Annotated in this window: 26 protein-coding genes; 6 read left to right on the forward strand and 20 right to left on the reverse strand. The window is 74.7% G+C overall.

Annotated elements, in window-relative coordinates; all coding sequences use genetic code 11:
• Positions 1-23 precede the first annotated feature (23 nt).
• From Q0963_RS12910 to Q0963_RS12920, 3 genes are read right to left on the reverse strand one after another with little or no spacing between them, the layout of a single operon-like run.
• Positions 24-2,108, reverse strand: coding sequence for a PQQ-dependent sugar dehydrogenase (locus tag Q0963_RS12910; protein WP_299446488.1), 2,085 nt, complete (start codon positions 2,106-2,108; stop codon positions 24-26).
• A gap of 45 nt (positions 2,109-2,153) precedes the next feature.
• Positions 2,154-3,281 carry a hypothetical protein gene (locus Q0963_RS12915; RefSeq protein WP_299446492.1) on the reverse strand — a complete coding sequence of 376 codons (1,128 nt, stop codon included), beginning with the start codon at positions 3,279-3,281 and terminating at the stop codon, positions 2,154-2,156.
• Positions 3,278-3,553 carry a hypothetical protein gene (locus Q0963_RS12920; RefSeq protein WP_299446495.1) on the reverse strand — a complete coding sequence of 92 codons (276 nt, stop codon included), beginning with the start codon at positions 3,551-3,553 and terminating at the stop codon, positions 3,278-3,280. Before Q0963_RS12920 ends, Q0963_RS12915 begins: the two co-directional genes overlap by 4 nt.
• A gap of 132 nt (positions 3,554-3,685) precedes the next feature.
• Here Q0963_RS12920 and Q0963_RS12925 point away from each other — a divergent pair, with 132 nt between their 5' ends.
• A complete protein-coding gene (locus Q0963_RS12925; protein WP_299446498.1) occupies positions 3,686-5,077 on the forward strand; it encodes a mycothione reductase in 1,392 nt (463 codons plus the stop codon).
• A 16-nt stretch (positions 5,078-5,093) separates the two neighbouring features.
• On the opposite strand, the gene heR is transcribed toward Q0963_RS12925, so the two are convergent.
• The 3 genes from heR to Q0963_RS12940 all read right to left on the reverse strand — a co-directional run bounded on the left by heR (position 5,094) and on the right by Q0963_RS12940 (position 8,308).
• Positions 5,094-5,939: a heliorhodopsin HeR gene (gene heR / locus Q0963_RS12930; RefSeq protein WP_299446501.1), complete on the reverse strand. Its 846-nt coding sequence runs from the start codon at positions 5,937-5,939 to the stop codon at positions 5,094-5,096.
• An 87-nt stretch (positions 5,940-6,026) separates the two neighbouring features.
• Positions 6,027-7,025 (reverse strand): o-succinylbenzoate synthase, encoded by a 999-nt coding sequence (locus tag Q0963_RS12935; RefSeq protein WP_299446504.1) that lies wholly within the window; start codon positions 7,023-7,025, stop codon positions 6,027-6,029.
• 23 nt (positions 7,026-7,048) lie between these two features.
• Positions 7,049-8,308: an Nramp family divalent metal transporter gene (locus tag Q0963_RS12940; protein ID WP_299446507.1), complete on the reverse strand. Its 1,260-nt coding sequence runs from the start codon at positions 8,306-8,308 to the stop codon at positions 7,049-7,051.
• A 109-nt stretch (positions 8,309-8,417) separates the two neighbouring features.
• Here Q0963_RS12940 and Q0963_RS12945 point away from each other — a divergent pair, with 109 nt between their 5' ends.
• Positions 8,418-9,359 (forward strand): 1,4-dihydroxy-2-naphthoyl-CoA synthase, encoded by a 942-nt coding sequence (locus tag Q0963_RS12945; protein ID WP_299446509.1) that lies wholly within the window; start codon positions 8,418-8,420, stop codon positions 9,357-9,359.
• 34 nt (positions 9,360-9,393) lie between these two features.
• Here the strand turns inward: Q0963_RS12945 and Q0963_RS12950 are convergent, their stop codons facing one another.
• Complete coding sequence (locus Q0963_RS12950; RefSeq protein ID WP_299446512.1) at positions 9,394-9,849, reverse strand: hypothetical protein; 456 nt, start codon at positions 9,847-9,849, stop codon at positions 9,394-9,396.
• Between the two features lie 90 nt (positions 9,850-9,939).
• Here Q0963_RS12950 and menE point away from each other — a divergent pair, with 90 nt between their 5' ends.
• From menE to Q0963_RS12965, 3 genes are read left to right on the forward strand one after another with little or no spacing between them, the layout of a single operon-like run.
• On the forward strand, positions 9,940-11,106 hold the full coding sequence (gene menE, locus Q0963_RS12955) for an o-succinylbenzoate--CoA ligase (protein WP_299446515.1): 1,167 nt from the start codon (positions 9,940-9,942) through the stop codon (positions 11,104-11,106).
• Between the two features lie 4 nt (positions 11,107-11,110).
• The gene (locus tag Q0963_RS12960) at positions 11,111-11,419 is read left to right on the forward strand and encodes a PLD nuclease N-terminal domain-containing protein (protein WP_299446518.1); all 309 of its coding nucleotides are present in this window, start codon (positions 11,111-11,113) and stop codon (positions 11,417-11,419) included.
• Positions 11,420-11,425: 6 nt separating this feature from the next.
• Positions 11,426-12,310 carry a 1,4-dihydroxy-2-naphthoate polyprenyltransferase gene (locus tag Q0963_RS12965; RefSeq protein WP_299446521.1) on the forward strand — a complete coding sequence of 295 codons (885 nt, stop codon included), beginning with the start codon at positions 11,426-11,428 and terminating at the stop codon, positions 12,308-12,310.
• A gap of 2 nt (positions 12,311-12,312) precedes the next feature.
• On the opposite strand, the gene Q0963_RS12970 is transcribed toward Q0963_RS12965, so the two are convergent.
• The 8 genes from Q0963_RS12970 to Q0963_RS13005 are packed head-to-tail and all read right to left on the reverse strand — an operon-like array spanning position 12,313 to position 19,168.
• On the reverse strand, positions 12,313-12,630 hold the full coding sequence (locus tag Q0963_RS12970) for a DUF4229 domain-containing protein (RefSeq protein ID WP_299446523.1): 318 nt from the start codon (positions 12,628-12,630) through the stop codon (positions 12,313-12,315).
• A gap of 16 nt (positions 12,631-12,646) precedes the next feature.
• Positions 12,647-13,657 carry a c-type cytochrome biogenesis protein CcsB gene (gene ccsB, locus Q0963_RS12975; RefSeq protein ID WP_299446525.1) on the reverse strand — a complete coding sequence of 337 codons (1,011 nt, stop codon included), beginning with the start codon at positions 13,655-13,657 and terminating at the stop codon, positions 12,647-12,649.
• Positions 13,654-15,261 carry a cytochrome c biogenesis protein ResB gene (locus Q0963_RS12980; protein ID WP_299446528.1) on the reverse strand — a complete coding sequence of 536 codons (1,608 nt, stop codon included), beginning with the start codon at positions 15,259-15,261 and terminating at the stop codon, positions 13,654-13,656. The genes ccsB and Q0963_RS12980 overlap by 4 nt, the downstream gene beginning before the upstream one ends.
• On the reverse strand, positions 15,258-16,025 hold the full coding sequence (locus Q0963_RS12985) for a cytochrome c biogenesis CcdA family protein (RefSeq protein WP_299446531.1): 768 nt from the start codon (positions 16,023-16,025) through the stop codon (positions 15,258-15,260). Before Q0963_RS12985 ends, Q0963_RS12980 begins: the two co-directional genes overlap by 4 nt.
• Entirely contained in the window at positions 16,022-16,621 is a 600-nt protein-coding gene (locus Q0963_RS12990; RefSeq protein WP_299446534.1) for a TlpA disulfide reductase family protein, read from the reverse strand. The genes Q0963_RS12985 and Q0963_RS12990 overlap by 4 nt, the downstream gene beginning before the upstream one ends.
• A complete protein-coding gene (locus Q0963_RS12995) occupies positions 16,618-17,292 on the reverse strand; it encodes a histidine phosphatase family protein (protein WP_299446536.1) in 675 nt (224 codons plus the stop codon). Before Q0963_RS12995 ends, Q0963_RS12990 begins: the two co-directional genes overlap by 4 nt.
• Positions 17,293-17,345: 53 nt before the next feature.
• Complete coding sequence (gene hemL / locus Q0963_RS13000; RefSeq protein ID WP_299446539.1) at positions 17,346-18,671, reverse strand: glutamate-1-semialdehyde 2,1-aminomutase; 1,326 nt, start codon at positions 18,669-18,671, stop codon at positions 17,346-17,348.
• On the reverse strand, positions 18,668-19,168 hold the full coding sequence (locus tag Q0963_RS13005; RefSeq protein ID WP_299446542.1) for a MarR family winged helix-turn-helix transcriptional regulator: 501 nt from the start codon (positions 19,166-19,168) through the stop codon (positions 18,668-18,670). The genes hemL and Q0963_RS13005 overlap by 4 nt, the downstream gene beginning before the upstream one ends.
• Before the next feature lie 149 nt (positions 19,169-19,317).
• On the opposite strand from Q0963_RS13005, the gene Q0963_RS13010 reads away from it, so the two are divergent.
• Positions 19,318-19,860: a YceI family protein gene (locus Q0963_RS13010; protein WP_299446545.1), complete on the forward strand. Its 543-nt coding sequence runs from the start codon at positions 19,318-19,320 to the stop codon at positions 19,858-19,860.
• Positions 19,861-19,943: 83 nt separating this feature from the next.
• Here the strand turns inward: Q0963_RS13010 and hemB are convergent, their stop codons facing one another.
• Genes hemB through Q0963_RS13035 form a run of 5 tightly spaced genes read right to left on the reverse strand, consistent with a single transcriptional unit; the run spans position 19,944 to position 25,474 of the window.
• Positions 19,944-20,942 (reverse strand): porphobilinogen synthase, encoded by a 999-nt coding sequence (gene hemB, locus Q0963_RS13015; RefSeq protein WP_299446548.1) that lies wholly within the window; start codon positions 20,940-20,942, stop codon positions 19,944-19,946.
• Positions 20,939-22,558 carry a bifunctional uroporphyrinogen-III C-methyltransferase/uroporphyrinogen-III synthase gene (locus Q0963_RS13020; RefSeq protein WP_299446551.1) on the reverse strand — a complete coding sequence of 540 codons (1,620 nt, stop codon included), beginning with the start codon at positions 22,556-22,558 and terminating at the stop codon, positions 20,939-20,941. Before Q0963_RS13020 ends, hemB begins: the two co-directional genes overlap by 4 nt.
• On the reverse strand, positions 22,555-23,505 hold the full coding sequence (hemC, locus tag Q0963_RS13025; RefSeq protein WP_299446554.1) for a hydroxymethylbilane synthase: 951 nt from the start codon (positions 23,503-23,505) through the stop codon (positions 22,555-22,557). Before hemC ends, Q0963_RS13020 begins: the two co-directional genes overlap by 4 nt.
• A complete protein-coding gene (locus tag Q0963_RS13030; RefSeq protein ID WP_299446557.1) occupies positions 23,502-24,812 on the reverse strand; it encodes a glutamyl-tRNA reductase in 1,311 nt (436 codons plus the stop codon). Before Q0963_RS13030 ends, hemC begins: the two co-directional genes overlap by 4 nt.
• Positions 24,809-25,474, reverse strand: a complete 666-nt coding sequence (locus Q0963_RS13035) for a redox-sensing transcriptional repressor Rex (RefSeq protein WP_299446559.1) — start codon at positions 25,472-25,474, stop codon at positions 24,809-24,811. The genes Q0963_RS13030 and Q0963_RS13035 overlap by 4 nt, the downstream gene beginning before the upstream one ends.
• Positions 25,475-25,593 lie beyond the last annotated feature (119 nt).

The following is a 25,593-nucleotide window of genomic DNA, read 5'->3' on the forward strand; positions in this document are numbered from 1 at the left end:
AGTCGACCCGGCCCGCCCTGCGGCTACCGCGTCCCGGCGAGGCGCCCGAGGGTCTCGGAGGTCCCCTCCCCGAGGGACGCGGTGCCGCCGACGAGCGTGGTCGCCGTGGGCGCCAGGGTGAGCATCTGCTGCCCGGTCTCGACCGGCACCGACCCGGCCCGGGCGAGGAGGAGAGCGGCTCCGCGGTGCCCCGCGGCGGCACCGCCGGTGAGGCCGTCGGGGAACTTCTCGCCGGAGGCGACGAAGACGTCGGCGGTGGTCCAGAACTCCTCGGCGACGGTGCGGGCCACGTCGTAGCGGGTCCGGCCGCCGAGCCGGGTGACCGGCGCCGAGCTGTAGTGACGCAGCGACGTGACGACGCTCTGCGGGATCGTCCCCGTGCCACCGAGCACGTAGATTCGCTCCGGCGCCAGCCGCTTCAGCTCCTCGCCGGTGGACCCGGGGACCCGGCTGGAGGTCACGAGGAGGAGGGGTGCCTCGGTGCGCGCCGCGGCGGGGGCCGCGCTCAGCGCGTCGGCGAACACCTCCCCCGAGGCGAGGAAGACGGCGGGCACCCCGCGGCTGTAGAACTCGCCGCTGACTCCGGCCGCGACCGCATACCGGTCGGGGCCGCCGATCCGGGTCGCCGAGCCTTCGGCTGCGTACTCGGCGAGCTCGGCCCGCACCGGCTCCGACACCGACGCGGCGCCGCCGAGGACCCAGACCCGCTGGGCCCCGAGCCGCTCGAGCTCGGCACGCGTGCTGTCGGGGAGAGCGTCCGGGCGGCTGAGCAGGACCGGCATCCCGAGCCGGCCACCGGCAGCGCTGCCGGCGAGGGCGTCGGGGTAGACGGCTCCGGTGGCGACGACGACGTCGCTCGCGCCGTCGGGGTAGGTCGCCCGGCTGACGTTCGCGGCGACGGCGTACCGGTCGGCACCCTGGACCCGGGTGAGCTCGGAGGTGGCGGGCGAGACGCGGACGACCTTGTCGCTGCCGTTGGACGTCGTGAGGTAGAGCCGACCACCGGGTCCGCTCACGGCGCCGCGTAGCCGCCCGTAGGTGCCGTCGTACCGGGTCTCCCCGGCGGTGAGCACCCCGTCGGCGTCGACGTCGAAGACGCGCAGGTCCTGCTGCTTGAGCGTGGGCACGACGAGGTCGCCCTCGAGGTCGCCCCACTGGGCACCGCGCAGGAAGGTGGCCCCGGAGGTGGCGATGGTGGACGTGCCCGACGCCCACGCAGGGGCGAGGTAGGTGTCGCCGTCGTCGCAGCCGGCCGTCTCGGGTCGGTAGCTGAGCCCGGCCCCGGTCTCGCACGGCCAGCCGTAGTTGCCGCCGGGCACGAGGAGGTTGATCTCGTCGTCGACGGAGGGGCCGTGCTCGACGGCGTAGACGCGGTCGGTGCCGGGCTGGAAGGCGAGGCCCTGCGGGTTGCGGTGCCCCATCGAGTAGACGTGGTCCTGGACGCCGTCGATGACGGGGTTGTCCGCGGGGACGCCGCCGGTGCGGGTCAGCCGCAGGACCTTGCCGTTGCGGCTGCTCCGGTCCTGAGCGAGCGCCTCGGTGCCGCCGTCGCCCATCGCCACCCACAGGTGACCGGCGTCGTCCATCTCGAGCGCGCACCCGTTGTGGGTGCGGCCGGCCTTCATCCCCCCGAGCAGGACCGTCGGGGTGCTCCACGCCGTGGACCCGGCGACGGAGTAGCGGAGGACCTGGTTGACCCAGCCGCCGCTGCCGGGGTACTCGCGCGACGCGCACACGTAGAGGTACGGGAAGGCTCCGAAGTCGGTGTCGACCGCCACCCCCATGACCCCCGCCTCACCCGTGCCGAGCTCGACGTCGGGGACGGTGACGGTGCGCTGGAGAGCGGCGTCGGGGCCCCCGTCCGCGTACACCCGGATCCGGCCCGGCCGCTCGGTGGCGACCATCCGACCGTCGGGCAGGAACGCGAGGTCCCAGGGGACGACGAGCGAGTCGGCGACGATCGCCTCGGTGGGGGCCGGGGCAGCCGCCACCGGCGCGGCCGTGGCCGACGTGGGAGCACCCGCCGCCGGAGGCGAGCTCAGGGTGGCCGCCACCGCAAGGGCGGAGACGACCGCAAGGGCGGGTCGGGCGATGCGTGAGCCGAGCATGTGTGTGGGTCCCCTCAGGTGTGCTGTGCCCGCACCCTAGGCGAGTCATCGGACATCCGCGCGGAGCGACGCGGCCGCCCGCTCGACGACGACCTCGGTCACCACGCGGACCGGACGGTGGAGGAAGGCACCGGCCGTGGCGGCCCACCCCCCGAGGCCGCGGACGGTGCCGGGTGGCGCCCCCTGGGCGGCCCGGACGGTGTGGACGTACTCGTCGAGGGCGTGCCGCCGCACGTCGAGCGCCGGACCGTCGCCGGCCCGGACCGTGACCCACCCGTCGCGGTCGGGGCTGGGGGTGAGGTCGAGGGCGGGGACGGGGTCCTCGCGATGTTCGACCGAGAGCATCCGCACCGTCTCGGCGAGGGGGAAGGCGCCGACCGGGGCGCCCGTGGCGAGGACATGCGTGACCCGGTGCCGCGACGTGAACGCCCGGTCGGATGCGAGCGCCGCGGCGTGGATGCCGCCCTGGCTGTGCCCGACGAGCAGCACCGGGTCGTCCGCACCGGCCCGGCCCGACGCCGCCTTGGCCCGCTCGAGCGCAGCCGCGACGCCCGCCCCGGCGACCGTGGCGTCGCCGGTGAGCGCGCGGACGTCGCTGGTGAGGTCGAAGGGCGCCGCACCCGCCCGCGGGTCCCACGACTGGGTGCCGGGGACGACGACCACCCACGCCGACCCTCCGGACCCGTCGTCGAGCTCGAGGACGCGCACCCGCCCGCCCTCGAGGCCGGCGCCGAGGGCGACGAGGTCGGCCGGGCCCGTGAGGGGCCGGGGGGCCCACCGCGGCCGGACCTCGCGCAGGACGGGCGCGGCGTCACCGTCGGTGAGCAGCCCGCCGCGAGCGGCGACGTCTGCCGCGCGCCCGACCGCCCGGAGCACGGCAGCGACGCCGCGCTCGACCTCCTGGTAGCCCCGGGCCGCGGCGGCCAGCCGGACCGCGAGGACGTCGAGGGCCAGCCCGGCCCCCCAGAGCCCGCCCGGCCCGACGACCGCGGCGCCGCGCGCCTCGAGGTGCACCCACCCCGGCACCCGGTGCGGTGCGAGGAGCCCGGGCGATCGGCACCGGACCAGCGCCGACGCGACCGCCGAGGCCTCGCAGCGCAGGACCTCTGCGGACTCCCCCAGCCGGGCCGCCGCGTTCGCGAGCGCGTCGGACCGCACGGACACCGACGTCATGACGCCTCGGGAACGCCCCGCAGCGGCGCTGCCTCGGCTCGCGCCGCGGCTGCCAGCGCGAGCACCGACTCCTCGAGCCACCCCAGCTCGTCGGCGAGCCGACCGAGCGCGGCCCGCCGCTCGTCGACGAGCGCGCGGTAGCGGTCGGCCGCGGCCCCGTGCCACCACACGAGCGCGTAGCGGGAGAGGGCCACCCGGCGCGCCCGGACCGTGCCACGGGCCTCGTGCAGCCGCATTGCGAGCCGCTCCAGCTCCTGGATCTCGGCCTCCATCCGGCCCCCCTTTCGCTGCGACCACTCCACCCCGCGGGCGAGGCGGCGCACCACCCCGGGCGGCGAGGATGTGGACGAAGCGGCCCGGACCCACCGCCTGTGGACGGCCGTGACGACACCTACGCTGACCGCATGCCCCACCACGACCTCGTCATCATCGGCAGCGGCTCGGGCAACTCGCTGCTCACCCGCGAGCTCCACGGCCTCGACATCGCGATCGTCGAGAAGGGGGTCTTCGGGGGCACGTGCCTCAATGTCGGGTGCATCCCGACGAAGATGTTCGTGCTGCCCGCCGACCGCGTCGTCGAGGCCGAGGACGCCCACCGCCTCGGCGTGCGGTTCGCCGCGCCGAGCGTGGACTGGCCCGCGATCCGCGACCGCATCTTCGGGCGCATCGACCCGATCAGCCGGAGCGGCGAGGAGTACCGCGCCGGCCAGGACGACGTCACCCTCTACCGCAGTCGCGCCCGGTTCACCGGCGAGCGCCGGCTGGTCCTGGACACCGGTGAGGAGGTCACCGCCGACCGTATCGTCGTGGCCGCCGGCAGCCGCGCGGTCGGCCTCCCCGTCGACGGGCTGACCGAGCCCGACCCCGACCGCGGCGTCCACACCTCCGACACGGTGATGCGGATGGATGCCCTCCCGGCCCGGATGGCGATCATCGGAGGCGGGTTCGTCGCGTGCGAGATGGCGCACGTGTTCTCCGCGCTCGGGGTCCACGTCACGCAGGTCCAGCGCTCGGGCCGGCTCCTCATGGCCGAGGAGTTCGAGGTGTCCGAGCGGTACACCGAGGTGGCGCGTCGCCGGTACGACGTGCGCCTCTCGACGACGGTGGGCTCCGCCGAGCACGTCGGCGGCGTGTGGCGGCTCCGGACCGACGGCCCGGAGGGACACGCCCACGTCGAGGCCGAGACCGTCCTCCTCGCCGTCGGCCGTCGACCCAACACCGACCTCCTCGAGGCGGTCGCGGGCGGCCTCGAGACCCACCCCGACGGCCGTCTCGTCGTCGACGCCCAGCAGCGCACGACGGTGCCGGGGGTGTGGGCCCTCGGGGACATCAGCTCGGTGCACCAGCTGAAGCACGTGGCCAACGGCGAGGCCCGGCTCGTCGCGCACAACGTCGCCGTCGACGCCGGCCGCGCCGCCGGCCCACCCCTGGACACCGATGACCGGCCCGTGCCGCACGCCGTGTTCGGCCACCCCCAGGTTGCCGCGTTCGGCCCGACCGCCGCCCAGCTGACCGCCAGCGGAACCGACTTCGTCACGGCCACCCAGTCGGTGGGGGACGTGGCCTACGGCTGGGCGCTGGAGGACACCACCGGGGTGCTCACGGTCCACGCGTCGCCCGACGGTCGCGTCCTCGCCGCGCACGCGCTCGGCCCGCACGCCTCCACGGTGATCCAGCCGCTCATCCAGGCGGCGACCTTCGGCCAGCACGCCCACGACGTCGCGCGCGGCCAGTACTGGATCCATCCCGCGCTGTCCGAGGTCGTCGAGAACGCCCTGCTCGGCCTGCCGCTCTGACCGGGCGCCGCCGCGCTTACGGGATGAGGGTGTTCGCGAAGATCTGCCAGGCGAGCACCGACTTGGCGACGAGGCTGAGGATGATGTACTGGCGCTCGCCGAAGAGGTAGTTGCGCCAGCGTCCGACCTGCCGGTACTGGAGCCACTGGTTGATGGCGAAGGTGTTGAACAGGACGAAGAGGCTGAGAATGATGCCCCAGACGAACCCGGGCGGCCCGGCGCCGTCGTTGACGGCGATGTTCACCCAGAGGTAGGCCGCGATCGCTGCCCACGGCCCCACGCCGGCGACGCAGCCGAACCAGAACGGCGTCCACCAGGCCCGCTCCCCCCGCTCCGAGGTGCCACCCGGACCCCGCATGAGGCCGTTGTTCGTCATCTCCATGAGCCAGCCGAAGAGGATCATCGCGACGTTCGCGAACCCCAGCCCGATGAGCGCGGCGAGGTCGGTGATGCCGGTGACGAGGGCGATGAGGACGATCATGAGCGTCGACGACAGGGAGTACTCCACCCAGCGGAAGCGGTTACGTCCCCGCCCGAGCTCACCGACGTACCGGCGGAAGCCCCACGGCGAGGCGATGAGGAAGTGGAAGAACGCCGACAGGAAGAGGAAGGACGCGGTCGCCCAGGCCAGCGGGACGTCGGCCACCCCGGACAGCACCCCGTCGGCGAGCGGGGTCCCCGGCGGACCCATGAGGGCGAAGGTCGACACCGGGAGGGTGAAGTCGGAGCTCAGGGCCACCATCGCCCCACCGGAGACGAGGTGGAGCACCCCCATGACGGCGTTGAAGACGCGCAGGGAGCGCGCCGTGCGGTCGGGGACCTCGACGGATCGGGTGGTCAGCTGCAGCGGGAGGGCGCTCATACCGGTGATTCTGGCCGGTCCAGCGTTTCGGATGCACTCGGCGGGGCCCGAGCGCAGGTCAGGGCGCGCGTCGGGGGCCGGATCCGGTCACTCCCTCGAGCCGTCGAGGTGGGCATGGGCCGCGGCGACCCGGGACCACCACCAGGTGGCCCGCTCGGGAGGCGCAGCCCAGCGGTCCAGGAGGTCCTCGTCCGCGACGACCGGCCGTGGCGCCAGCATTCCCCCGTCCGGTACGAGCGGCTCGGCGGTGACGTCGCCCTGCAGCAGGGCGACCGTCCCAAGGCCGCAGGCGTGCTCCAGCGTCGGCATCGCGGCCGCCAGGGCCACGCCCCCCGCGATACCGACGCTCGTGTCGAGGGCTGACGACACGACGGCCGGCAGCCCGCACGCCTCGACGACCGCGAGCGCCCGACGCACCCCGCCCAGGGGTGCCACCTTGACCACGATGATGTCGGCGGCCCCGAGGGCACGTACCCGGAGCGGGTCCTCTGCCTTGCGGATCGACTCGTCGGCCGCCACCGGCACGTCGACCCCGCGGTGGGCGAGGAGCAGGCGCAGGTCGCGCAGCTCCTTGACGGCGGCACACGGCTGCTCGGCGTACTCGAGGTCGTAGCGGCGCAGCCGGGCCAGCGCGTCCGCCGCCTGGTCGACCGTCCAGGCCCCGTTGGCGTCCACCCGGATCCGCGCCCCGCGACCCATGGCGTCGCGCACCGCGGCCACCCGGGCCACGTCGTCCCGCAGCGACTGGCCCCGCTCGGCGACCTTCACCTTCGCCGTCGCGCAGCCGGGGAACCGGGCGAGGACCTCCGGCACCTCCTCGGGGCGCACGGCGGGGACGGTGGCGTTGACCGGCACGGACCCGCGCACCGGCTCCGGCCACCCGTCCCACGCGGCCTCGACGGCCGCGGCGAGCCAGCGCGCGGACTCGGCCGGCCCGTACTCGAGGAACGGCGCGAACTCGCCCCAGCCCGCCGGCCCCACGACGACGACGGCCTCGCGCACCCGGACGCCGCGGAACGGCACCCGCATCGGGATGGCGACGACGCGCAGACCCTCGAGGAGGTCGGCGAGCGGCGGAACGGTCACGAGCCCACCGTAGGCCCGTGGCCTCAGAGCTTCGCCAGCTGCTTCTGCAGCTCGGTTGCGGCGAGGACGACGAAGGTGAGCGCCGTGATGCCCATCCACACGTTGGACCACAGGCTGTTGCGCCATTCCCCGGGCACCCGGTCGGAGTTGAGGAGCCACAGCAGGGTCACCGCCAGGAACGGCATGAAGAACGCCCCGAGGACGCCGTAGGCGAGGATGAGCCAGATCGGCTGGCCGACGAGGATGAGGACGACCGGCGGCACCGTGAGCCACAGGATGTAGGCCTTGTACCAGCGCCCGCCGATGTGCCGGTCGGGGTGCTCGTCGGCGAGGCCGCGCACGTGCCCGACGAAGTCGGCGAACATCAGCGAGACGCCGTTCCACACGCCGAGGAGCGAGGACATCGCGGCCGACCAGAACCCGACGAGGAAGACCTTGCTCGCCCAGGAGCCGTAGCGGTCGTCCAGGACGTTCGCGAGGTCGAGCAGCCCCTTGTCGCCGGTCTGGACCGCGATCTGCGCCGAGTACAGCAGCTCGGCGCCGACGACGAGGGTGGCGACGACGAAGATGCCGGTGACGAGGTAGGCGATCCGGTTGTCGAGCCGCATGACACGCATGAACCGCGGTGTCGTCCAGCCCTTCTCACGGATCCAGTAGCCGTAGGCGGCAAGGGTGATGGTGCCGCCGACACCGCCGGCGACGGACAGGACGTTGAGGATCGACCCGCTCGGCACCGTGGGGACGAGACCGACGAGGAGGTCGGGGAGGTTCGGCACCGTCAGCGCGGCCGCACCGACCACCGTGACGAACATCAGGGCGACGAGGGCGGCGCACACCTTCTCGAACAGCTCGTAGCGGCCGAACCAGACCAGGACCGCGCCGACCACGCCCGAGGCGATGCCCCACACCTCCACCGGGACGGCGGGGAACAGGGAGTGCAGCGGCAGGCCGGTGCCGGCCATCGCCGCGGCGCCGTAGACGAAGCCCCACACGACGATGTACGGGCCGAAGTAGAAGAACGTCCACCGGCCCAGGCTCGCCCAGCCCTCGTAGATCGTCGTGCCGCTCGCGAGGGTCCACCGGCCGGCGCCCTCGACGAGGACGATCTTCATGAGGCAGCCGACGACGACCGCCCACAGCAGGGCGTAGCCGTACTTCTGGCCGGCGATGAGAGTCGCGACGAGGTCGACGGCGCCGACCCCGGTGGCGGCGACGACGAGCCCGGGGCCGACGAGGCGCCAGCGGGGGGACGCGTCCTGAGTGGTCGAGGTGGCGGTGGTCATGGGCGTACACCCTGCCGGATCGGCTGCGGGAGCGGGGCTTTGGCGCACACAGGCCGCCTCCCCGGGGCGCCCGGCCCGGCGCTAGCCGACCGCGGCTAGCCTTGCGCACGTGAGCGCGATCGACGGAGTCAGCGAGACCTTCGACCCCGGGGCGTGGCAGGACGTCCCCGGCTTCGAGGACCTCACCGACGTCACCTACCACCGGGCGGCGGGGCTCGGCGCGGTCCGGGTGGCCTTCGACCGGCCCGAGGTGCTCAACGCGTTCCGCCCGCACACCGTCGACGAGCTCTACCGCGTCCTGGACCACGCCCGCCGCAGCGCCGACGTCGGGGTCGTCCTCCTCACCGGCAACGGGCCGGGCCCGGCGGGAACCGGGTCGCACGACAAGTGGGCCTTCTGCACCGGCGGCGACCAGCGCATCCGGGGCCGCTCCGGATACCAGTACGCCGAGGGCACGACGGCCGACACGGTCGACGAGCGCCGGGTCAAGGCCGAGGGCGGGCGCCTGCACATCCTCGAGGTGCAGCGCCTCATCCGGACGATGCCGAAGGTCGTCGTGGCGGTCGTGGGCGGCTGGGCGGCCGGCGGCGGGCACAGCCTGCACGTCGTCTGCGACCTGACCATCGCCAGCCGGGAGCACGCCCGGTTCAAGCAGACCGACGCCGACGTCGGCAGCTTCGACGGCGGGTACGGCAGCGCCTACCTCGCGAAGATGGTGGGGCAGAAGTTCGCCCGCGAGATCTTCTTCCTCGGGCGCACCTACTCGGCCGAGGACATGCACCGGATGGGGGCGGTCAACCTCGTCGCCGACCACGCCGACCTCGAGTCGACGGCGCTCGAGGTCGCCCGGGAGGTCATGGGCAAGAGCCCCCAGGCGCAGCGGATGCTGAAGTTCGCGTTCAACCTCCTCGACGACGGGCTCATGGGCCAGCAGGTCTTCGCCGGCGAGGCGACCCGGCTCGCGTACATGACCGACGAGGCCGTCGAGGGCCGCGACCGGTTCCTCGAGAAGCGTGACCCCGACTGGTCACCCTTCCCCTGGTACTTCTGAGGCCGCACCCGCCGCCACCCGTCGGGGTGACCCCTCAGCCCGAGCCGCCCAGGTCGACGTCGTAGGCCTCGAAGACGAGGTCGGACGCGCGCTGCCGGTGGCGGGCCAGCCGGCCCAGCAGCACCGTCGCCGCCTCCCGATGGGCATGCACCGCCTCCCGGCTCTTGATCCCCTCGTCCCGCTCCGCGAGGAGGCGGTCGATCTCGGCGAGGAGCTCGGCGTGCTCGGTGACCTGGGTGTCGACCTCGCGCGACAGGCGGGGGGCCCGCGCGCGCAGGTCGGCGTACAGACCGTCGGGGGCCTCGGTGAGCGTCATGTGGTCGCGCATGTCGTGGGCCAGCTCGGTGAGCGCGGCCCGGACCCGCCCGCGCCAGACCCCGCCCAGCCCGATGGGGTTCGACAGCGCGTCGTCCAGGGCCGCCATCGCCTCGCCCAGCTCGGCGCGTTGGGCACGGACCCGCTCGAGGTGCGTCGTCACCGCCTCGTCCATCGTCGACCTCCTCCGGTCCCCCCATGGTCCCCGAAATGCGACCCGGGGGCCATGGGTGCCGAGGCCGGCCGTCCTCCTAGAGTGAGCGGCATGGAGGTCGACGCACTCGCGGTGCCCGCGGGGCCTGCCGCCGCGGCGGTCCTCCCCCGGCTCGCCGCCGCCCTGGCCGGCGGGGGGCCGGTCGCGCCGTACCCGGCCGAGGCCTCCCCGCCCGTGCTGCCCCGGCACTCCGCCGCCGGCCTGCCCGACGACCTCGCCGTCGTCATCGGGACCTCCGGCTCGACGGGCTCCCCGAAGCTCGCGATGCTCGGGGCGGCGGCCCTGACGGCGAGCGCCCGCGCCACCCACGCCCGGCTGGGCGGACCCGGCCAGTGGCTGCTCACGCTCCCGGCCGGCCATGTCGCCGGGGTCCAGGTGCTCCTGCGCAGCCTCGACGCCGACACCGAGCCCGTCGTCACCGACCTGACCGGTGGCTTCACTCCCGCGGCGTTCGCGGCGTCCGCCGCCCGGCTCGACCCGCGGCACCGCCACTACACCGCCCTCGTCCCGACCCAGCTCGCCCGGGTCCTCGACGACCCCCGACCCGCCCGGGCCCTGGCGACGTTCGCCGCGGTCCTCGTGGGCGGGGCGGCGACGCCCGCGCCCCTGCGCCGCCGTGCCGAGGCGGCCGGGGTCCGGGTCGTCACCACCTACGGGATGAGCGAGACCGCCGGCGGCTGCGTCTACGACGGCCGCGCCCTGACCGGCACGAGGGTCCGGGTCGACGACGCCGGGCGGGTCCATCTCGGCGGGGCGACCCTGGCCCACGGGTACCTCGGCAGGCCCGACCTCACCTTCGCGGCGTTCACCGTCGACCCCGACGGCTCCCGGTGGTTCCGCACCGACGATGCCGGGCGCCTCGACGACGACGGCGTGCTCCACGTCGAGGGCCGCCTCGACGACCTCGTCGTGACCGGGGGGATGAAGGTCGCTCCCCGGGTCGTCGAGGAGGCAGCGCTCGAGCACGTCCCGGGGGTCGGCGAGGCGGTCGTCGTCGGGGTCCCGGACCCGGAGTGGGGACAGGCCGTGAGCCTCCTCGTCGTCCCGGCGCCGGGAGCCCGGCCGCTGTCCCTCGCCGAGATCCGGGACCACCTGCGGGGGCACTTGCCGGACCACGCCCTCCCCCGGCGCGTCACGAGCGCACCCGCGGTCCCCCTCCGCGGCCCGGGCAAGCCGGACCGGGGCGCCGTCGCCGCGCTCTTCGACGTGGGAGAATAGGGACGTGCTGCGGTACCTGCCCTTCCTCCTGAGCCTCGCGCTCACGGTCTACTGCCTCGTCGACGCCATCCAGGCCGACGAGGCCGGCATCCGCAACCTCCCGAAGCTCCTGTGGATCCTCCTCATCGTGCTCTTCCCCGTCGTCGGCCCCGTCGCGTGGCTCGTCGCCGGGCGTCCCGCCGGTGGCGGGGGCTCTCGGTACGCCCCGCAGCAGCAGCGCTGGGGCGGCGACCCCGGGCGCCGCGGCCAGCAGCGCGGGCAGCGCCCGCCGCGCGGGCCCGACGACGACCCCGACTTCCTCAAGGGCCTCTGACCCTCGATGGCCACCACCGCCCAGTGGGTGGCCGGCGCCCGCCCGCGCACCCTGCCGGCCGCCGTCGCCCCCGTCCTCCTCGGTACCGCGGCGGCGCTGCGTGTCGGTGAGGCCGACGCCGTCCGCGCGCTGCTCGCCCTGGCCGTCGCCCTCGCCCTCCAGGTGGGCGTCAACTACGCCAACGACTACTCGGACGGGATCCGCGGCACCGACGAGGTCCGGGCCGGCCCGGTCCGGCTCGTCGGCCAACGGCTCGCCGCGCCGCGCGCCGTCAAGCGGGCGGCGTTCGCCTCCTTCGCCGTCGCCGGCGTCCTCGGGCTCCTGCTCGTCGTCCTCGCGCAGGCGTGGGTGATGCTGCCGCTCGGTGCGCTGGCGGTCCTCGCCGCCTGGCGCTACACCGGCGGCGACAACCCCTACGGCTACCGCGGTCTCGGCGAGGTCTACGTGTTCCTCTTCTTCGGGCTCATGGCCACCATCGGTACCGAGTACACCCAGACCCTGTCGGTCTCGTGGTTCGGGGTCGCGGGCGCCGTCGGGGTCGGAGCCGTCGCCTCGGCGATCCTCGTCGCGAACAACCTGCGCGACATCCCCACCGACACCGAGCACGGCAAGCACACCCTGGCGGTCCGGCTGGGGGACGCCCGGACCCGCACGTTCTACGTCGCGCTCGTCGGCGCCTCGGTGGTGGCGCTCGTCGTCATGGCCTGGTGGGAGCCCTGGGCGCTGCTCGCGCTCGGCTCACTCGCCCTCGCGTGGCGCGGTGTCCGCGTCGTGCGGGCCGGGACCACAGGGCCGGGGCTCGTCCCGGTCCTCGCCGCGACCGGCGTGTACGAGGTGGTCTACGCCGTCCTCGTCCTCGCCGGTGTCGGGATCGCCGCCGGGCTCGGCTGACGTCAGCGGAAGTCGCCGTCGTCGCGGGCGGTCTCGGGCCGGACCGACTCCTCGTCCTCGGCCTGCTCGTCGGTGCGCACGTCCCCGCCCCGCTCACGGCGGTCCTCCGTGCGCTTCTCGATCGACGACGCGAGCTGCGCCGAGTAGTCCTCCCGGAAGCGCCGGAGCGCGAAGTACGAGACGACCATCGACAGCAGCGCGGCCAGGACGACGAGCAGCAGGCGCTGCTCCTCGCCGCGGAGCCCGACGAGCCAGAGCAGGAGGAGGCAGCCGAGGAAGACGAGCAGGCGCAGGACTGTGTAGCGGAGGAACGCGTTCATCGTGGTGCCCCGCCCCTCACAGACCCGAGTAGGAGTGCTGGCCGACGAAGTACACGTTGACGACGGCGAAGTTGAGGATGACGCAGACGAACCCCGCGAGGGCGATCCACACCGCGTTCTGGCGCTTCCACCCGGTCGTCGCGCGGGCGTGCAGGTAGGCCGCGTAGACGGTCCAGATGACGAAGCTCCAGACCTCCTTGGGGTCCCAGTTCCAGTACGAGCCCCAGGCCTGGCGGGCCCAGATGGCGCCGGCGATGACGGTGAAGGTCCACATCGGGAACGCGACGACGTGCGCGGCGTAGGTGAGCCGCTCCAGCGCCCGCGCGGAGGGCAGGCGCGCCATGAACGACCGGCGCGCACCGCCGCCGGCCTCGAGCCGGTCCTGGACGAGGTACAGCACGCCGAGCGCGGCGCCGATGGTGAAGACGGCGACGGTCATCGTGGCGACGGTGACGTGGATGGCGAGCCAGTACGACTTCAGCGACGGCATGAGCTCGGAGGCGTCGGTGTACCAGACGACGACGGCGGCACCGAGGGTGAGGAGCACCGGCGTGACGACGAAGAGCCCGAGCCAGCGCAGGTCGCGGCGGGTGGACCACCCGATGAACCCGAGCAGGGTGAACATCGCACCGACGAGCGCGAACTCGTACATGTTGCCCAGCGGCCAGCGGTGCACCTCGGCGGCCCGCAGGCCGACGCCCGCCACGAGGAGTGCGGTCCCGAGGAGGGTCAGCGCCCAGCCGACGCCCGCGGCCTGCCGGGCGCCGCGGGGCTCGGCATCGCCCGGTCCGCCGGTTTGGGCGGCGTCGGGGGCGGCCGGCTCGACGGGCCCGTCCTGGTCGGCGTCGGTGGCGTTCCCGGCGGTGACGAGCCGGCGCTCGCGCACCGCCTCCTGGGACGCGTCGTCGGCGTGCCCCGGAGCGATCCGGGCCAGGTAGAGCGCGTAGGCGAGCATCGCGAGGGTCAGCACGGCCATCGCGGAGTACACGGCCTGGTTCGACAGCTGGGCGAGCGAGGTGTCGGTCATCGGGTTCCTTCTGGTGCGGTGAGCACGGCGGCGACCTCGTCGTCCATGCCCTCGTCGTCGTCCTTCGCCAGGCCTCCGACGGAGACCACGGTACGTCCTGGCTCGCCTGCGGGGCGAACTCGCACGAACACCCTTCGACGGCGGACGACGAGGCTGAGGACGAGGCCCCCGAGCGCCAGCAGGGCGGACACGAGGGTCAGCATCTTGCCGGGGTCGGTGCGGATCGAGAGGCCGGCGAACCGCTCGATCCCGTCGAAGGTGATCGAGCCGCGCCCCTCGGGCAGGTCGAAGGTGTCCCCGGGGCGCAGGAGGATGCGGAGCTGGCCCTCGCCGTCCTTGCCGGGCAGCGGCGTCATCTCGGCGGTGTCGAGGGTGTACACCGACTGCGGGGCACCGGCGGGGAACAGCGTCCCCTGGAACGCGGTGAGGGCCAGCTGCGGGTCGAGGGTGTCCGGGAAGACCGAGTGCGGGCCGCGCTCGTCGTCGATGACCCCGGTCGGCAGGAAGAACCCGGCGAAGCCCAGCTGGTCCGGCTGGGCGCCCGCCACCTTGACCGCGCCGACCGAGGTGTAGTTGTTGTCCTCCGGCAGGAACGGCGTCGCGTCGGAGTAGATCACCGTGCCGTCGGCGTCGCGCACGGTGATGCGCGGGGCGTACCCGTTGCCGAGCAGGAAGACGGTGCCGTTGCCGGTCTCGAGCGGGCGGTTGACCGCGATCTCGCGCTCTTCCTCGCGGCCCTCCGCGTCGGTGAGGGTGGCGCTCGCCAGGAAGTCGCGGGGCGCGCCGAACTGGCCGCGGCCGGTGTCCTCGGTCTCGAACTCGACGTCCAGCCGGTCGAGCCGGATCGTGTACGGGTCGAGGTCGGTGGGGTCGACCCACGGGCCGGGGCTGAAGGTGTCGTAGCGGGACAGGGTGTTCGCGAAGGTCTGCCCCACCGGCAGGATGACGTCCCCCTTCCAGCCCAGCAGGTGCCCCCAGGCGACCCCGACGAGGACGCCGATGAGCGCCAGGTGGAAGACGAGGTTGCCGCTCTCCTTGAGGTAGCCCTTCTCGGCCGAGAGCGTCACCCCGTCGTGCGCGTGGACGCGGTACCGCCGGGAGCGCAGCGCCTGGCGGAGCCGCTCCCGGACCGCGTCCGGGTCGCCCTCCACCTCGAGCTCGCGGTGTGCGGCGAGCCGCTCGAGACGCCGGGGAGCCCGCGGGGGCCGGGAGCGCATCTGGTGCCAGTGGATGCGGCTGCGCGGGGCCACACAGCCGATGAGGGAGACGAAGAGCAGGAGGTAGATGGCGGCGAACCACGGCGAGGCGTAGACCTCGAAGAACCCGAGCCGGTCCAGGATCGGCCCGGCCGTCGGGTGGTCGGTGAGCCACTGGGCGGTGCGCGCCGCGTCGATCGAGCGTTGCGGGAACGTCGACCCCGGGATGGCGGCGACCGAGAGCAGCAGGAGGAGGAAGAGCGCGGTCCGCATGCTCGTCAGCTGGCGCCAGGCGTACCGCAGCCAGCCCACCGGGCCGAGCCGTGGCTGGCTGACCGAGCCGCCGGCCCCGCCGCCGTCGACGGGGGCGGGCTGGGTGCTCAGGGCGTCGTCGCGCGTCGTGCTCACAGCGACACCACGAACCCGGCGACGAGCTCGGTCTGGATCCACCGGTTGAGGTGCTCCCAGATGCCGGTGAGCAGCAGGATCCCGACAGCGACGAGCATGACGCCGCCGACGACCTGGATGCGGCGCTGGTGACGCCGCAGCCACGACGACATCCGGCCCGCCCGGTCGAGGCCGGCGGCGACGAGGAGGAACGGCAGGCCGAGCCCGAGGCCGTACGCCACGGCCAGGGTCACCCCGCGGGCGACCTGCGGGTCGGCCGAGGCGGTCGCCATGACGAGGACGGCGGCGAGGGTCGGTCCGGTGCACGGGGCCCAGCCGAGGGCGAACACCGCACCGAGCAGCGGGGCCCCGAGGAGGCCGGCCCGCGGCCGCCAGCGGATGCGGGCCTCGCGCTGGTTGCCGAGCCCCAGGAACACCAGGCCCATGACGACGACGACGGCGCCGCCGACCCGCATGAGCACGGTGCGGTGCTCGACGAGCGCCTGCCCGGCCCCCGTCACGAAGATGGACCCGAGGACGAACACGACCGTGAACCCGAGAACGAACAGCAGGGCGCCGGTGAGCGTCCGGCCGCGGCCGGGGGCCTCCTCGCCGCCGCTGAGCCCCGTGACGTAGCCGAGGAAGCCGGGCACGAGGGGCAGGACGCACGGGCTCGCGAACGACACGAGCCCGGCGAGGGCGGCGACGGCCACGGCCAGGGGCAGCGCGCCGGTGGTCACCGCGTCACCGGCGGCTGTCGCGGCTCCGGTCAGGGCAGGGGTCACGACTCGGCGACCACGTCGTCGACGAGGGCCGTGAGCGTGCTCGCCCCGACCGGGCCGTTGACGCGCGCGGCGATCCGGCCCTCGCGGTCGAGGACCAGGGTGGTGGGCACCGTCGGCGCCTTGCCCTGGAGCCGCAGGATGAGCACCCCCGCCTCGTCGCTGAGGCTCGGGTAGGTGATGCCGGCGCGCGCGACGAACGCGGCGCCCCGGGCGGCGTCCTCGCGGAAGTCGATGCCCATGAAGGCCACCGGCGCGTCCTTCTCCTGGAGCTGCTCCCACGCCCGCTGCAGGTCGGGGGCCTCCGCGACGCACGGGGCGCACCAGGAGCCCCAGACGTTGAGGACGACGACCTGGCCGCGGGTGGAGGTGATGTCCCACGGCGTCCCGTCGAGCAGCTCCCCGGCCATCGTCACGGGCTCGGCACGGTCGGCCGCGGCGATCGTCTCGACCGCACCGTCACCGGACACGTACCCCTTCTGGTCGCCCGCCTTGGCCTGGGCGGCGACCGAGTTGGGGTCCTGCGAGCAGCCCGCGAGCGTGAGCGCGGCGAGCCCGGCGGCCGCGATGACGCCACGGCGGGGGTGCACTGCGCTCACGCGCCGGCCCCCTTCTGGGCCTGCGGCAGCAGAGCGGCGGCCGGCTCGCAGTAGCTGAGCGAGAGCAGCTCGTCCCCGAGGAAGGTCAGCGAGGTGAGGCTGGCCAGGGCGCACTCGCGACGGGCCGGGTTGTGCACGAGGGAGCGGCCCTCGGTGGCGAGGCGGATCATCCAGATCGGTGACTGGTGGCTGACGATGACGGCCTCGTGGCCCCGGGCCGCCGCGCGCGCGTCGACGATCGCGTCGCGCATCCGGAGCACGATGTCGGCGTACGGCTCGCCCCACGACGGCCGGAACGGGTTGAGCATCTTGACCCACAGCCGGGGGTGGCGCAGCAGCCCCTGACCGCCGGCCACGGGGAGTCCCTGGAAGTCGTTGCGGGCCTCGAGGACCCGGTCGTCGACGGTCACGGGGAGCCCGTGCACGGCGGCCAGCGGCTCGGCGGTCTCGCGGGCCCGTTCGAGGGGGCTCGAGACGATGTGCACGATGTCGTGGTCGGCCAGGTGCGCCGCCGCGACCTCGGCCATCCGGCGGCCGAGGTCGGAGAGGTGGTATCCGGACAGCCGCCCGTAGAGCACCCGGCCCGGGTTGTGGACCTCGCCGTGGCGCAGGAGGTGCACGGTGGTGCGCTGCGGCTCGTCGGGCGCGGCGTCACCCGGGGTCGGCGTCATGCCCCGATTGTCGCAAACCCGCCTGAGGATCTCCGAGCGGGTGCGACCGTCGGTCAGCCCGCGGCTGCGGCGGCGGCGCGCGGCAACGCGTCGAGGATCCGCTGCACCGCGGCGTCGTCGTGCGCGGCCGAGACGAACCAGCACTCGAACGCGCTCGGCGGCAGGTAGACGCCGGCGTCGAGCATCGCGTGGAAGAAGCGGCCGAACGCCGCGGTGTCCTGGTCGCGGGCCGCGTCGTAGTCGCGGACCTCACCCTCGCGGAAGAAGACCGAGAACATCGACGAGGCGTACTGGACCCGGTGGGCGACACCGGCGGCCGAGAGCGCCTCGGAGGCGGCCGTGCTGACGGTGCGGGACACCTCGTCGAGCCGGGCGTACACGGCGTCGTCGCAGTGCTGCAGCGTCGTGAGCCCGGCCGCGGTGGCGACGGGGTTCCCCGACAGCGTGCCCGCCTGGTAGACGGGGCCGTCGGGGGCGAGCAGGGCCATGACGTCGGCGCGCCCGCCGAACGCGGCCGCGGGGAAGCCGCCGCCCATGACCTTGCCGAAGGTCATGAGGTCGGGAGCGGCCTCGACGCCCTCATGACCCCACCACCCGGCGCGGCTGCACCGGAAGCCGGTCATCACCTCGTCCGAGACGAGCAGGGCGCCGTGCTCGGCCGTGACCCGGCGCAGCGCGAGGGTGAAGCCCGGGTCGGGCGGCACGGCGCCCATGTTGCCCGCGGCGGCCTCGGTGATGACGCAGGCGACCTCCTGGCCGCGAGCCGCGAAAGCCGCCTCGAGGGCCTCGACGTCGTTGTACGGCAGGACGAGGGTCTCGGCGGCCACCTCGGCGGGCACACCGGCGGAGTCGGGGAGGGCGAGGGTCGCGACGCCGGACCCGGCGGCGACGAGGAGGGAGTCGACGTGCCCGTGGTAGTGGCCCGCGAACTTCACGACGAGGGAGCGGCCGGTGAACCCGCGGGCCAGCCGGATGGCGCTCATCGTCGCCTCGGTGCCGCTGGAGACGAGGCGCACCTGCTCGACCGGGGCGACCCGCGCGACGATCTCCTCGGCGAGCGCGACCTCGTTCTCGCTCGGGGTCCCGAACGAGGTCCCGCGGGAGGCCGCGTCGTGGACGGCGTCGAGCACCGCGGGGTGGGCGTGCCCGAGGATCATCGGGCCCCAGCTGCCGACGAGGTCGACGTACTCGCGGCCGTCGGCGTCGGTGAGGTACGGGCCGGCCCCGCGGACCATGAAACGCGGGGTGCCGCCGACGGATCGGAACGCCCGGACCGGCGAGTTGACCCCGCCCGGCGTGACGGCGCGGGCGCGGGCGAGCAGGGCCGCGGAGGCGGGGGCGTCGGAGTCGGCGAACTGGCGGGGGGTGGGGTCGCTCACGGCTCCATTGTCGGGCACGCGGCGGGGTCCGGCGTCGTGGGGTCGGCCTGGTACGCGGCGTCGACGGCCAGCATCGCCTCGCCGAGCGCCCGGAACTGGTCGGGCCGGAGGACGTCGACGAGGTGCCGGCGCACGCTCTCGACGTGGGTGACGGCGAACCGCCGGATCGCGTCGCGGCCCTCGTCGGTGAGCTCGAGCACCACCCCGCGGCCGTCGTCGGGCGCGGGGCGGCGCTGGACCCACCCCCGCCGCTCGAGGCGGGCCGCGGTGTGGGTGACCCGGCTCCGCGACTGGACGATGAGGTCGGCCAGGGCCGACATCCGCAGCCGGTCGTCGTCGGCCTCGGAGAGCATCGAGAGCAGCTCGTACTCGGGGAGGCTGATCCCCTCGCACTGGAGGTCCCGGTCGAGGGCGACCGTGAGCTCGCGCGTGGCCCGCAGGTAGGCGCGCCAGGACACCTGCTCGTCCGCAGTGAGCCAGCGCGCCTCCGAAGCCATGCCCTCATCGTGGCATGCGGCGTCGCACCCTGCGCACCACTCGCCCCACCGGCGGACCCCGGCGGACCCGACGGGAATACTTCGGGCATCGGTTATAGTTGAAGCGTCAACTACAGCACGTCCACCCACACCCGAGGAGTTCCATCCACATGAGCACCACCGCCATCGCCACCGCCCTCTCCGCCGGCACCTGGACCATCGACCCCACCCACAGCGAGATCGGGTTCGTCGCCCGCCACCTCATGGTGACCAAGGTCCGCGGCTCCTTCACCGACGTCGCCGGCACCGTCGTGGTCGCCGAGGACCTCGCCGCGTCCACCGCCGAGGTCACGATCAAGACCGCGTCCGTCTCCACCGGGACCCCCGACCGTGACGCCCACCTGCGCAGCGGGGACTTCTTCGACGCGGAGAACCACCCCGACATGACCTTCCGCTCCACCTCCTTCGACGGCGAGACCCTCGTCGGCGACCTCACGATCAAGGGCGTCACGAATCCGGTCACCCTCGACGTCGACTTCGGCGGTGTCGCCACCGACCCGTGGGGCAACGAGAAGGCGGCGTTCGAGGCCACCGGCGAGATCGACCGCACCGCGTGGGGCCTGACCTGGAACGCCTCCCTCGAGAGGGGCGGCGTGCTGGTCTCGGAGAAGATCAAGATCGCGATCGACCTCCAGCTCGCGAAGCAGGCCTGAGCCGGGCCACTCCGGCTCCGCCCCGGCGGAGCCACCGAGGCCGCCGGCCGCCCGTCACCCCGGGCGCCGGCGGCCTCGACGCGTCAGAGGCGGGCCGCCGCGTCGAGGCCGTGGTACGTGAGGATGACCTGCGCACCCGCCCGGCGGATGCCGAGGAGCGACTCCATCATCACCCGGTCCCGGTCGATCCAGCCCCGCTCGGCCGCCGCCTCGATCTGCGCGTACTCCCCCGAGATCTGGTAGGCCGCGACAGGCACGGGCGACATCGCGGCGGCCGCGGCGACGACGTCGAGGTGGGGGCCCGCCGGCTTGACCATGACGAGGTCCGCGCCTTCGGCGATGTCGGCCTCGATCTCGCGCAGCGCCTCCCGCCCGTTGGCGGGGTCCTGCTGGTAGGTGGCCCGGTCCCCGACGAGTGAGGACTGCACGGCCTCCCGGAAGGGCCCGTAGAGGCCCGAGGTGTACTTGGCGGCGTACGCGAGGATCGCGGTGTCGGTGTACCCCGCCGCGTCGAGGGCGGCGCGGACATGGCCCACCTGCCCGTCCATCATTCCGGACAGCCCGAGCACCGGGGTGCCGGTCGCGGCCTGGGCGAGCGCCATCGAGGCGTACCGCTCGAGGGTCGCGTCGTTGTCGACGGCTCCGTCCGTGCGCAGGACGCCACAGTGTCCGTGGTCGGTGAACTCGTCGAGACACAGGTCCGACATGACGACGAGGTCGTCACCGACCGCCTCGACGGTCCGGGCGAGCGCGACGTTGAGGATCCCGCCGGGGTCGTCGGCGCCGGACCCGCGCGCGTCCTTGGCCTCGGGGACGCCGAAGAGCATGATCCCGCCCAGCCCGGCGTCCACACAGCGACGCGCCTCGTCGACGAGCGAGCCGAGGGTGTGCTGGACGACCCCGGGCATCGCACCGATCGGGACCGCCGCGTCGATGCCCTCCCGGACGAACACCGGCAGCACCAGCTCGGCCGGGTGCAGCCTCGTCTCGGCGACGAGCCGGCGCAGCGCCGGGGTGCGGCGCAGCCGACGAGGCCGACCGGCCGGGAACGGCGCCCCGGCGACGGGGAGCCCGCGGCTCACGTGGCGCGCTTCCGCCCGCCCGGCCGACGCTGGCTCGGCCGCAGCACGTCGTCACCGGCCTCGACGGCCGCGAGGGCCAGCGAGCGACCGTGGTCGGCGAGCGCGTCGACGAGCGCCTCGGCACTCGGCTCCGGGGCCAGCACGTCGACCCGCAGGCCGTGCTCCTCCGCCGTCTTGGCCGTGGCCGGGCCGATGCACGCGACGACGGTGCCCGGGTGCGGCTTGCCGGCGATGCCGACGAGGTTGCGCACGGTCGAGGACGACGTGAAGAGCACGGCGTCGAAGGCCCCGCCCTTGATGGCGTCGCGCACGGGCTGGGGCGGGGGCGCCGCGCGGACGGTGCGGTACGCCGTCACGTCGTCGACCTCCCAGCCGTTCTCCTGGAGCCCGGCGACGAGGGTGTCGGTGGCGATGTCGGCGCGCGGCAGGAAGACCCGGTCGATGGGGTCGAGGTCGGGGTCGTACGGCGGCCAGGCGTCGAGCAGGCCCTGAGCCGACTGCTCGTCGGTGGGGACGAGGTCGGGGTTGATGCCCCACTCCCGCAGCGCCTCGGCGGTGACGCCCCCGACTGCTGCGACCTTCAGCCCGGCGAACGAGCGGGCGTCGAGCCCGAACTCGTCGAACTTCTCACGGATCGCGCGGACGGCGTTGACCGAGGTGAACCCGACCCACTCGTAGCGGCCGGTGACCATGCCCTTGACGGCCCGCTCGAGCTGCTGCGGGGTGCGCGGCGGCTCGACCGAGATGGTCGGCACGACATCGGCCCGGGCGCCGTGGTGCTCGAGACGTGCGGTCATCGAGGCGGACTGCTCCTTGGTGCGCGGCACGAGTACCGACCAGCCGAACAGCGGCTTGGTCTCGAACCAGGACAGCGCGTTGCGCATCGGCACAGTGTCGCCGACGACCGCCAGCACCGGGAAGTGCCCGGAGGCCATGGCCTCCGGCGCAGCGCCGAGGGTCGTGACGACGGTCCGCTGCTCGATGGTGGTGCCGCGCTCGGTGACCGCCACCGGGGTGGCGGCGTCCCGCCCGGCGTCGGCGAGTGCCCGGAGGGCCTCGGCGGCGCGGTCGGGGGCGCCGAGGACCACGACGGTCGTCGCGGGGTCGAGGCCGCCCGCCACGTCGGGGCGCGACCCGCCCGCGACGATGACGTGGACGCCGCCGGTGGACTTCGAGGTCAGCGGGACGCCCGCGTACGCCGGGACCGCCGTCAGCGAGCTGACCCCGGGCACGACCTCGAAAGAGATCCCCGCCTTGACGAGGGCCTGGGCCTCCTCGGCGAGCCCGTTGAACACCGCCGGGTCGCCGTCCATGAGCCGGACGACGAGGCCGCCGGGGTGCGCCTTGGCGGCCCGGACGACGAGCTTGGCGCGGGAGGCCTGGGTGAGCCGCTCGCCGTGGTCCCCGTGGCCGGCGTCGACGATGTCGACATCGGCCCGGGCGTGGCGGAGCGCGAGGTCCTCGCGCGCGACCTGGTCGAGGACGACGGCGTCGGCGGCCGCGAGCAGCTCGGTGGCACGCACCGTGAGCAGAGCGGGGTCACCGGGACCGCCGCCGACGAAGGCGACGCGTGCGGGGACGCGGGGGGGTCGGGTGGACGAGCGCGTGAGGCTCACAGTGCACGCTCCGTGACGTGTCGTTCGGTGGACGTGGGCATGAGGTCGGCGGCACCGTCCAGGAGGAGGAGCCGCGCGAGACGTCGGCCGAGGTCGGCCGCCGTCGCCGGGTCGCCGGTGAGGGACCGGCGAAGGTCTGCGGTGCCGTCGGGGGCGGCGACGACGGCGCGGAGCGAGAGCTCGGCCCCGTCCGTGCCCTCGACGACCTCGGCGAGGGCGCCGACCGGCGCCGAGCACCCCGCCTCCAGCTCGGCGAGCAGGGCGCGCTCGGCGGTGACGCAGGCACGGGTGTCGGGGTCCTCGAGCGCCGCGACGATGCCGTGGGTGGCCTCGTCGTCGGCGCGTACCTCGACGGCGAGCGCCCCCTGCCCGGGAGCCGGGAGCATCTGCAGCGGGTCGAGCAGCTCGGTGACCTCGTCGGCCCGGCCGAGCCGACGCAGCCCGGCCGCCGCGAGGACGACGGCGTCGAGCCGCCGCTCGTGAACGTGGCCGAGCCGGGTGTCGACGTTGCCGCGCAGGTCGGTGACCTCGAGGCCGAGCCCGAGGGCGGCGATCTGGGCCCGGCGCCGGGGCGAGCCGGTGCCGACCCTGGAGCCCGCGGGCAGCTCGGCGAGGGTGAGCCCGTCCCGGGCGACGAGGGCGTCGCGGGCGTCCTCCCGCACCGGGACGGCGGCGACGGTGGTCCGCGGGTCCGGGGCGGTCGGGAGGTCCTTGAGGGAGTGCACCGCGAGGTCGACCCGCCCGTCCGCCAGGGCCTCGCGCAGCGCCGAGACGAAGACCCCGGTGCCGCCGAGCTGGGCCAGCGGCGTGCTGCGGTCACGGTCGCCCTCGGTGGTCACCTCGACGAGCTCGACGTCGTGGCCCAGAGCGCGGAGCCGGTCGGCCACCCACGTCGACTGCGTCGTCGCGAGGGCCGAGCGGCGGGTGCCGAGGCGCAGGCGGGTCATCGCTCCTCCCCCGGGATCGTCGGCGGCGCCGACACGAGCGAGACGTCGCGCGGGTCGAGGTCGAACAGCTCGGAGAGGGCGCGGGCGTAGCTGCCGCCCTGGCCGTCCTGGGCGAGCTCCTTGACCCGGACGGTGGGGGTGTGCAGCAGCTTGTCGACGACGCGCTCGACGGACCGGCGCACCTCGGCGCGCTCGGTCGCCCCCATCCCGGGGGTGCGGCGCTCGAGCCGGGCCATCTCCTGGTCGACGAGCTGGCCGGCCCGGGCGCGCAGCGCGGTCACCGTCGGGGCGACCGCCTGGGTCGACCGCTCGACGAGGTAGGCGGCGACCTCGGCCGTCACGAGCTCGCGGGCCTCGCTCACCTGCGGGGCGGAGTCCGCCGAGGCGAGGTCCTCGCCGAGCTCGGCGAGCCCGACCCGGCTGGCGCCGTCGAGGTCGGCGACGGCGAGGTCGATGTCGTGCGGGAGCGCGAGGTCGACGTAGACCTGAGGACGTCCGCCGCGCACGGCGAGCGCGGCCGCGACGTCGTCGGCGGTCACGAGCTGGCCGCGGGACCCGGTGGACGAGATGACGAGGTCGGCCCCGGCCAGGGCGCTGCCGAGCTCGGCGAGGGGGAGTGCGCGCCCGCCGACCCGCCCGGCGACTGACCGGGCCCGCGTCTGGTCACGGTTGGCGACGACGACCTCCGCGGCGCCCTGCCGGGCGACGGTCGTCGCCGCGAGCGCGCCCATCCCGCCGGCCCCGACGACGAGCACCGACAGGTCACCCACCCCGCCGAGCTCGGCCTCGGCGCGGGTGAGCCCGGCCTGCACCAGCGACCCGCTGACGAGGTCGATCTCGGTCTCGCTGTGGACCCGCTTGGCGACCCGGAGGGCCTGCTGGACGAGGGCGTTGAGCGCCGGCCCGACGTGGCCCGCCCGCTGGGCGCGCGAGAGGCTGCGGCGCACCTGGCCGACGATCTGCGCCTCCCCCACGGCCATCGAGTCCAGGCCGGCGGCGACGTTGAACGCGTGGGCGATGCCGCGGTCCTCGTAGTGGACGTAGAGGTGGGGCTGGAGCAGGGCACGGTCGAGGTCGCACGCCGCCGCCAGCGCGTTCGTGATGTCGACGAGGGCGCCGTGGAAGGTGAGGCTCTCGGCGTAGACCTCGGTGCGGTTGCACGTGGACAGCACGACGGCCTCGGTCACGTGGTCCGAGCGCAGGATGACGGACTCGAGGTCGGAGGCGGTGTCGGGGTCGAGCGCGACGGACTCCAGCAGCGGGAGCGGCGCCTCGTGGTGGGAGAGGCCGAGGATGACGAGGCTCACGGCGCCACCGCCTCGGCGACGGCCGAGCGCTGCCCGTGGAAGGCGAGGATCTGCAGCTCGGTCGAGAGGTCGACGTTGCGCACCGTGACGTGCTCGGGCACGGCCAGGACGACGGCGGCGAAGTTGAGCACCGAGCGGACCCCGGCCGCGACGAGCCGGTCGCAGGCTGCCTGCGCCCCCTCGGGCGGGGTGGCGATGACCCCGATGGCCAGGCCCTGCTCGGCGACGAGCGTCGGGAGGTCCTCCATCGGCAGGACCGGGCAGCCGGCGACCTCGTCGCCGACGACGCGCTCGTCGTGGTCCAGGAGCGCGATGACCCGGAAGCCGCGCTCGGCGAAGCCCCGGTAGGCGGCGAGCGCCCGGCCGAGGTTCCCCATCCCGACGATCGCGACCGGCCAGTCCTGGGTGAGGCCGAGGGCGGCGGCGATCTCGGAGGCCAGACGCTCCACGTCGTAGCCGACGCCCCGCACGCCGTAGCTGCCGAGGTGGGACAGGTCCTTGCGCAACATGGCCGAGCTGACGCCGGACGCGGCGGCGAGCTCCTCGGAGCTCACCAGCCCGATGCCCTCGGCCGCGAGCGCGGTCAGCGCCCGCAGGTACCCCGGGAGTCGGGCCACCGACGCGTCCGGGACCCCCCGGGGCGTGGCTGCTGCGGTGGACACGAGCGGTCCGGCTCCTTTCGCGTGCCGCGGGCTCGGGCGAGGAGCGGAGGACGTGGCTCACGAGCGCACGCGGACCGAACCAGCCTACGACTTTGTGAAGGGAGGCACAAAGTCGCGCG

This window comes from uncultured Phycicoccus sp., assembly GCF_947495705.1.
Classification (GTDB): Bacteria; Actinomycetota; Actinomycetes; order Actinomycetales; family Dermatophilaceae; genus Phycicoccus.

Bases quoted from the DNA above. Each gene is read 5' to 3' on its own strand.
- heR (WP_299446501.1), bottom strand. From the start codon at position 5,939: ATGAGCGCCCTCCCGCTGCAGCTGACCACCCGATCCGTCGAGGTCCCC.
- Q0963_RS12920 (WP_299446495.1), bottom strand. From the start codon at position 3,553: ATGGAGGCCGAGATCCAGGAGCTGGAGCGGCTCGCAATGCGGCTGCAC.
- Q0963_RS12940 (WP_299446507.1), bottom strand. From the start codon at position 8,308: ATGACCACCGCCACCTCGACCACTCAGGACGCGTCCCCCCGCTGGCGC.
- Q0963_RS13010 (WP_299446545.1), top strand. From the start codon at position 19,318: ATGAGCACCACCGCCATCGCCACCGCCCTCTCCGCCGGCACCTGGACC.
- Q0963_RS12970 (WP_299446523.1), bottom strand. From the start codon at position 12,630: ATGAACGCGTTCCTCCGCTACACAGTCCTGCGCCTGCTCGTCTTCCTC.
- ccsB (WP_299446525.1), bottom strand. From the start codon at position 13,657: ATGACCGACACCTCGCTCGCCCAGCTGTCGAACCAGGCCGTGTACTCC.
- Q0963_RS13005 (WP_299446542.1), bottom strand. From the start codon at position 19,168: ATGGCTTCGGAGGCGCGCTGGCTCACTGCGGACGAGCAGGTGTCCTGG.
- Q0963_RS12915 (WP_299446492.1), bottom strand. From the start codon at position 3,281: ATGACGTCGGTGTCCGTGCGGTCCGACGCGCTCGCGAACGCGGCGGCC.
- Q0963_RS12965 (WP_299446521.1), top strand. From the start codon at position 11,426: ATGGCCACCACCGCCCAGTGGGTGGCCGGCGCCCGCCCGCGCACCCTG.
- Q0963_RS12950 (WP_299446512.1), bottom strand. From the start codon at position 9,849: ATGGACGAGGCGGTGACGACGCACCTCGAGCGGGTCCGTGCCCAACGC.
- Q0963_RS12925 (WP_299446498.1), top strand. From the start codon at position 3,686: ATGCCCCACCACGACCTCGTCATCATCGGCAGCGGCTCGGGCAACTCG.
- Q0963_RS12910 (WP_299446488.1), bottom strand. From the start codon at position 2,108: ATGCTCGGCTCACGCATCGCCCGACCCGCCCTTGCGGTCGTCTCCGCC.
- menE (WP_299446515.1), top strand. From the start codon at position 9,940: ATGGAGGTCGACGCACTCGCGGTGCCCGCGGGGCCTGCCGCCGCGGCG.
- hemC (WP_299446554.1), bottom strand. From the start codon at position 23,505: ATGACCCGCCTGCGCCTCGGCACCCGCCGCTCGGCCCTCGCGACGACG.
- Q0963_RS12995 (WP_299446536.1), bottom strand. From the start codon at position 17,292: ATGACGCCGACCCCGGGTGACGCCGCGCCCGACGAGCCGCAGCGCACC.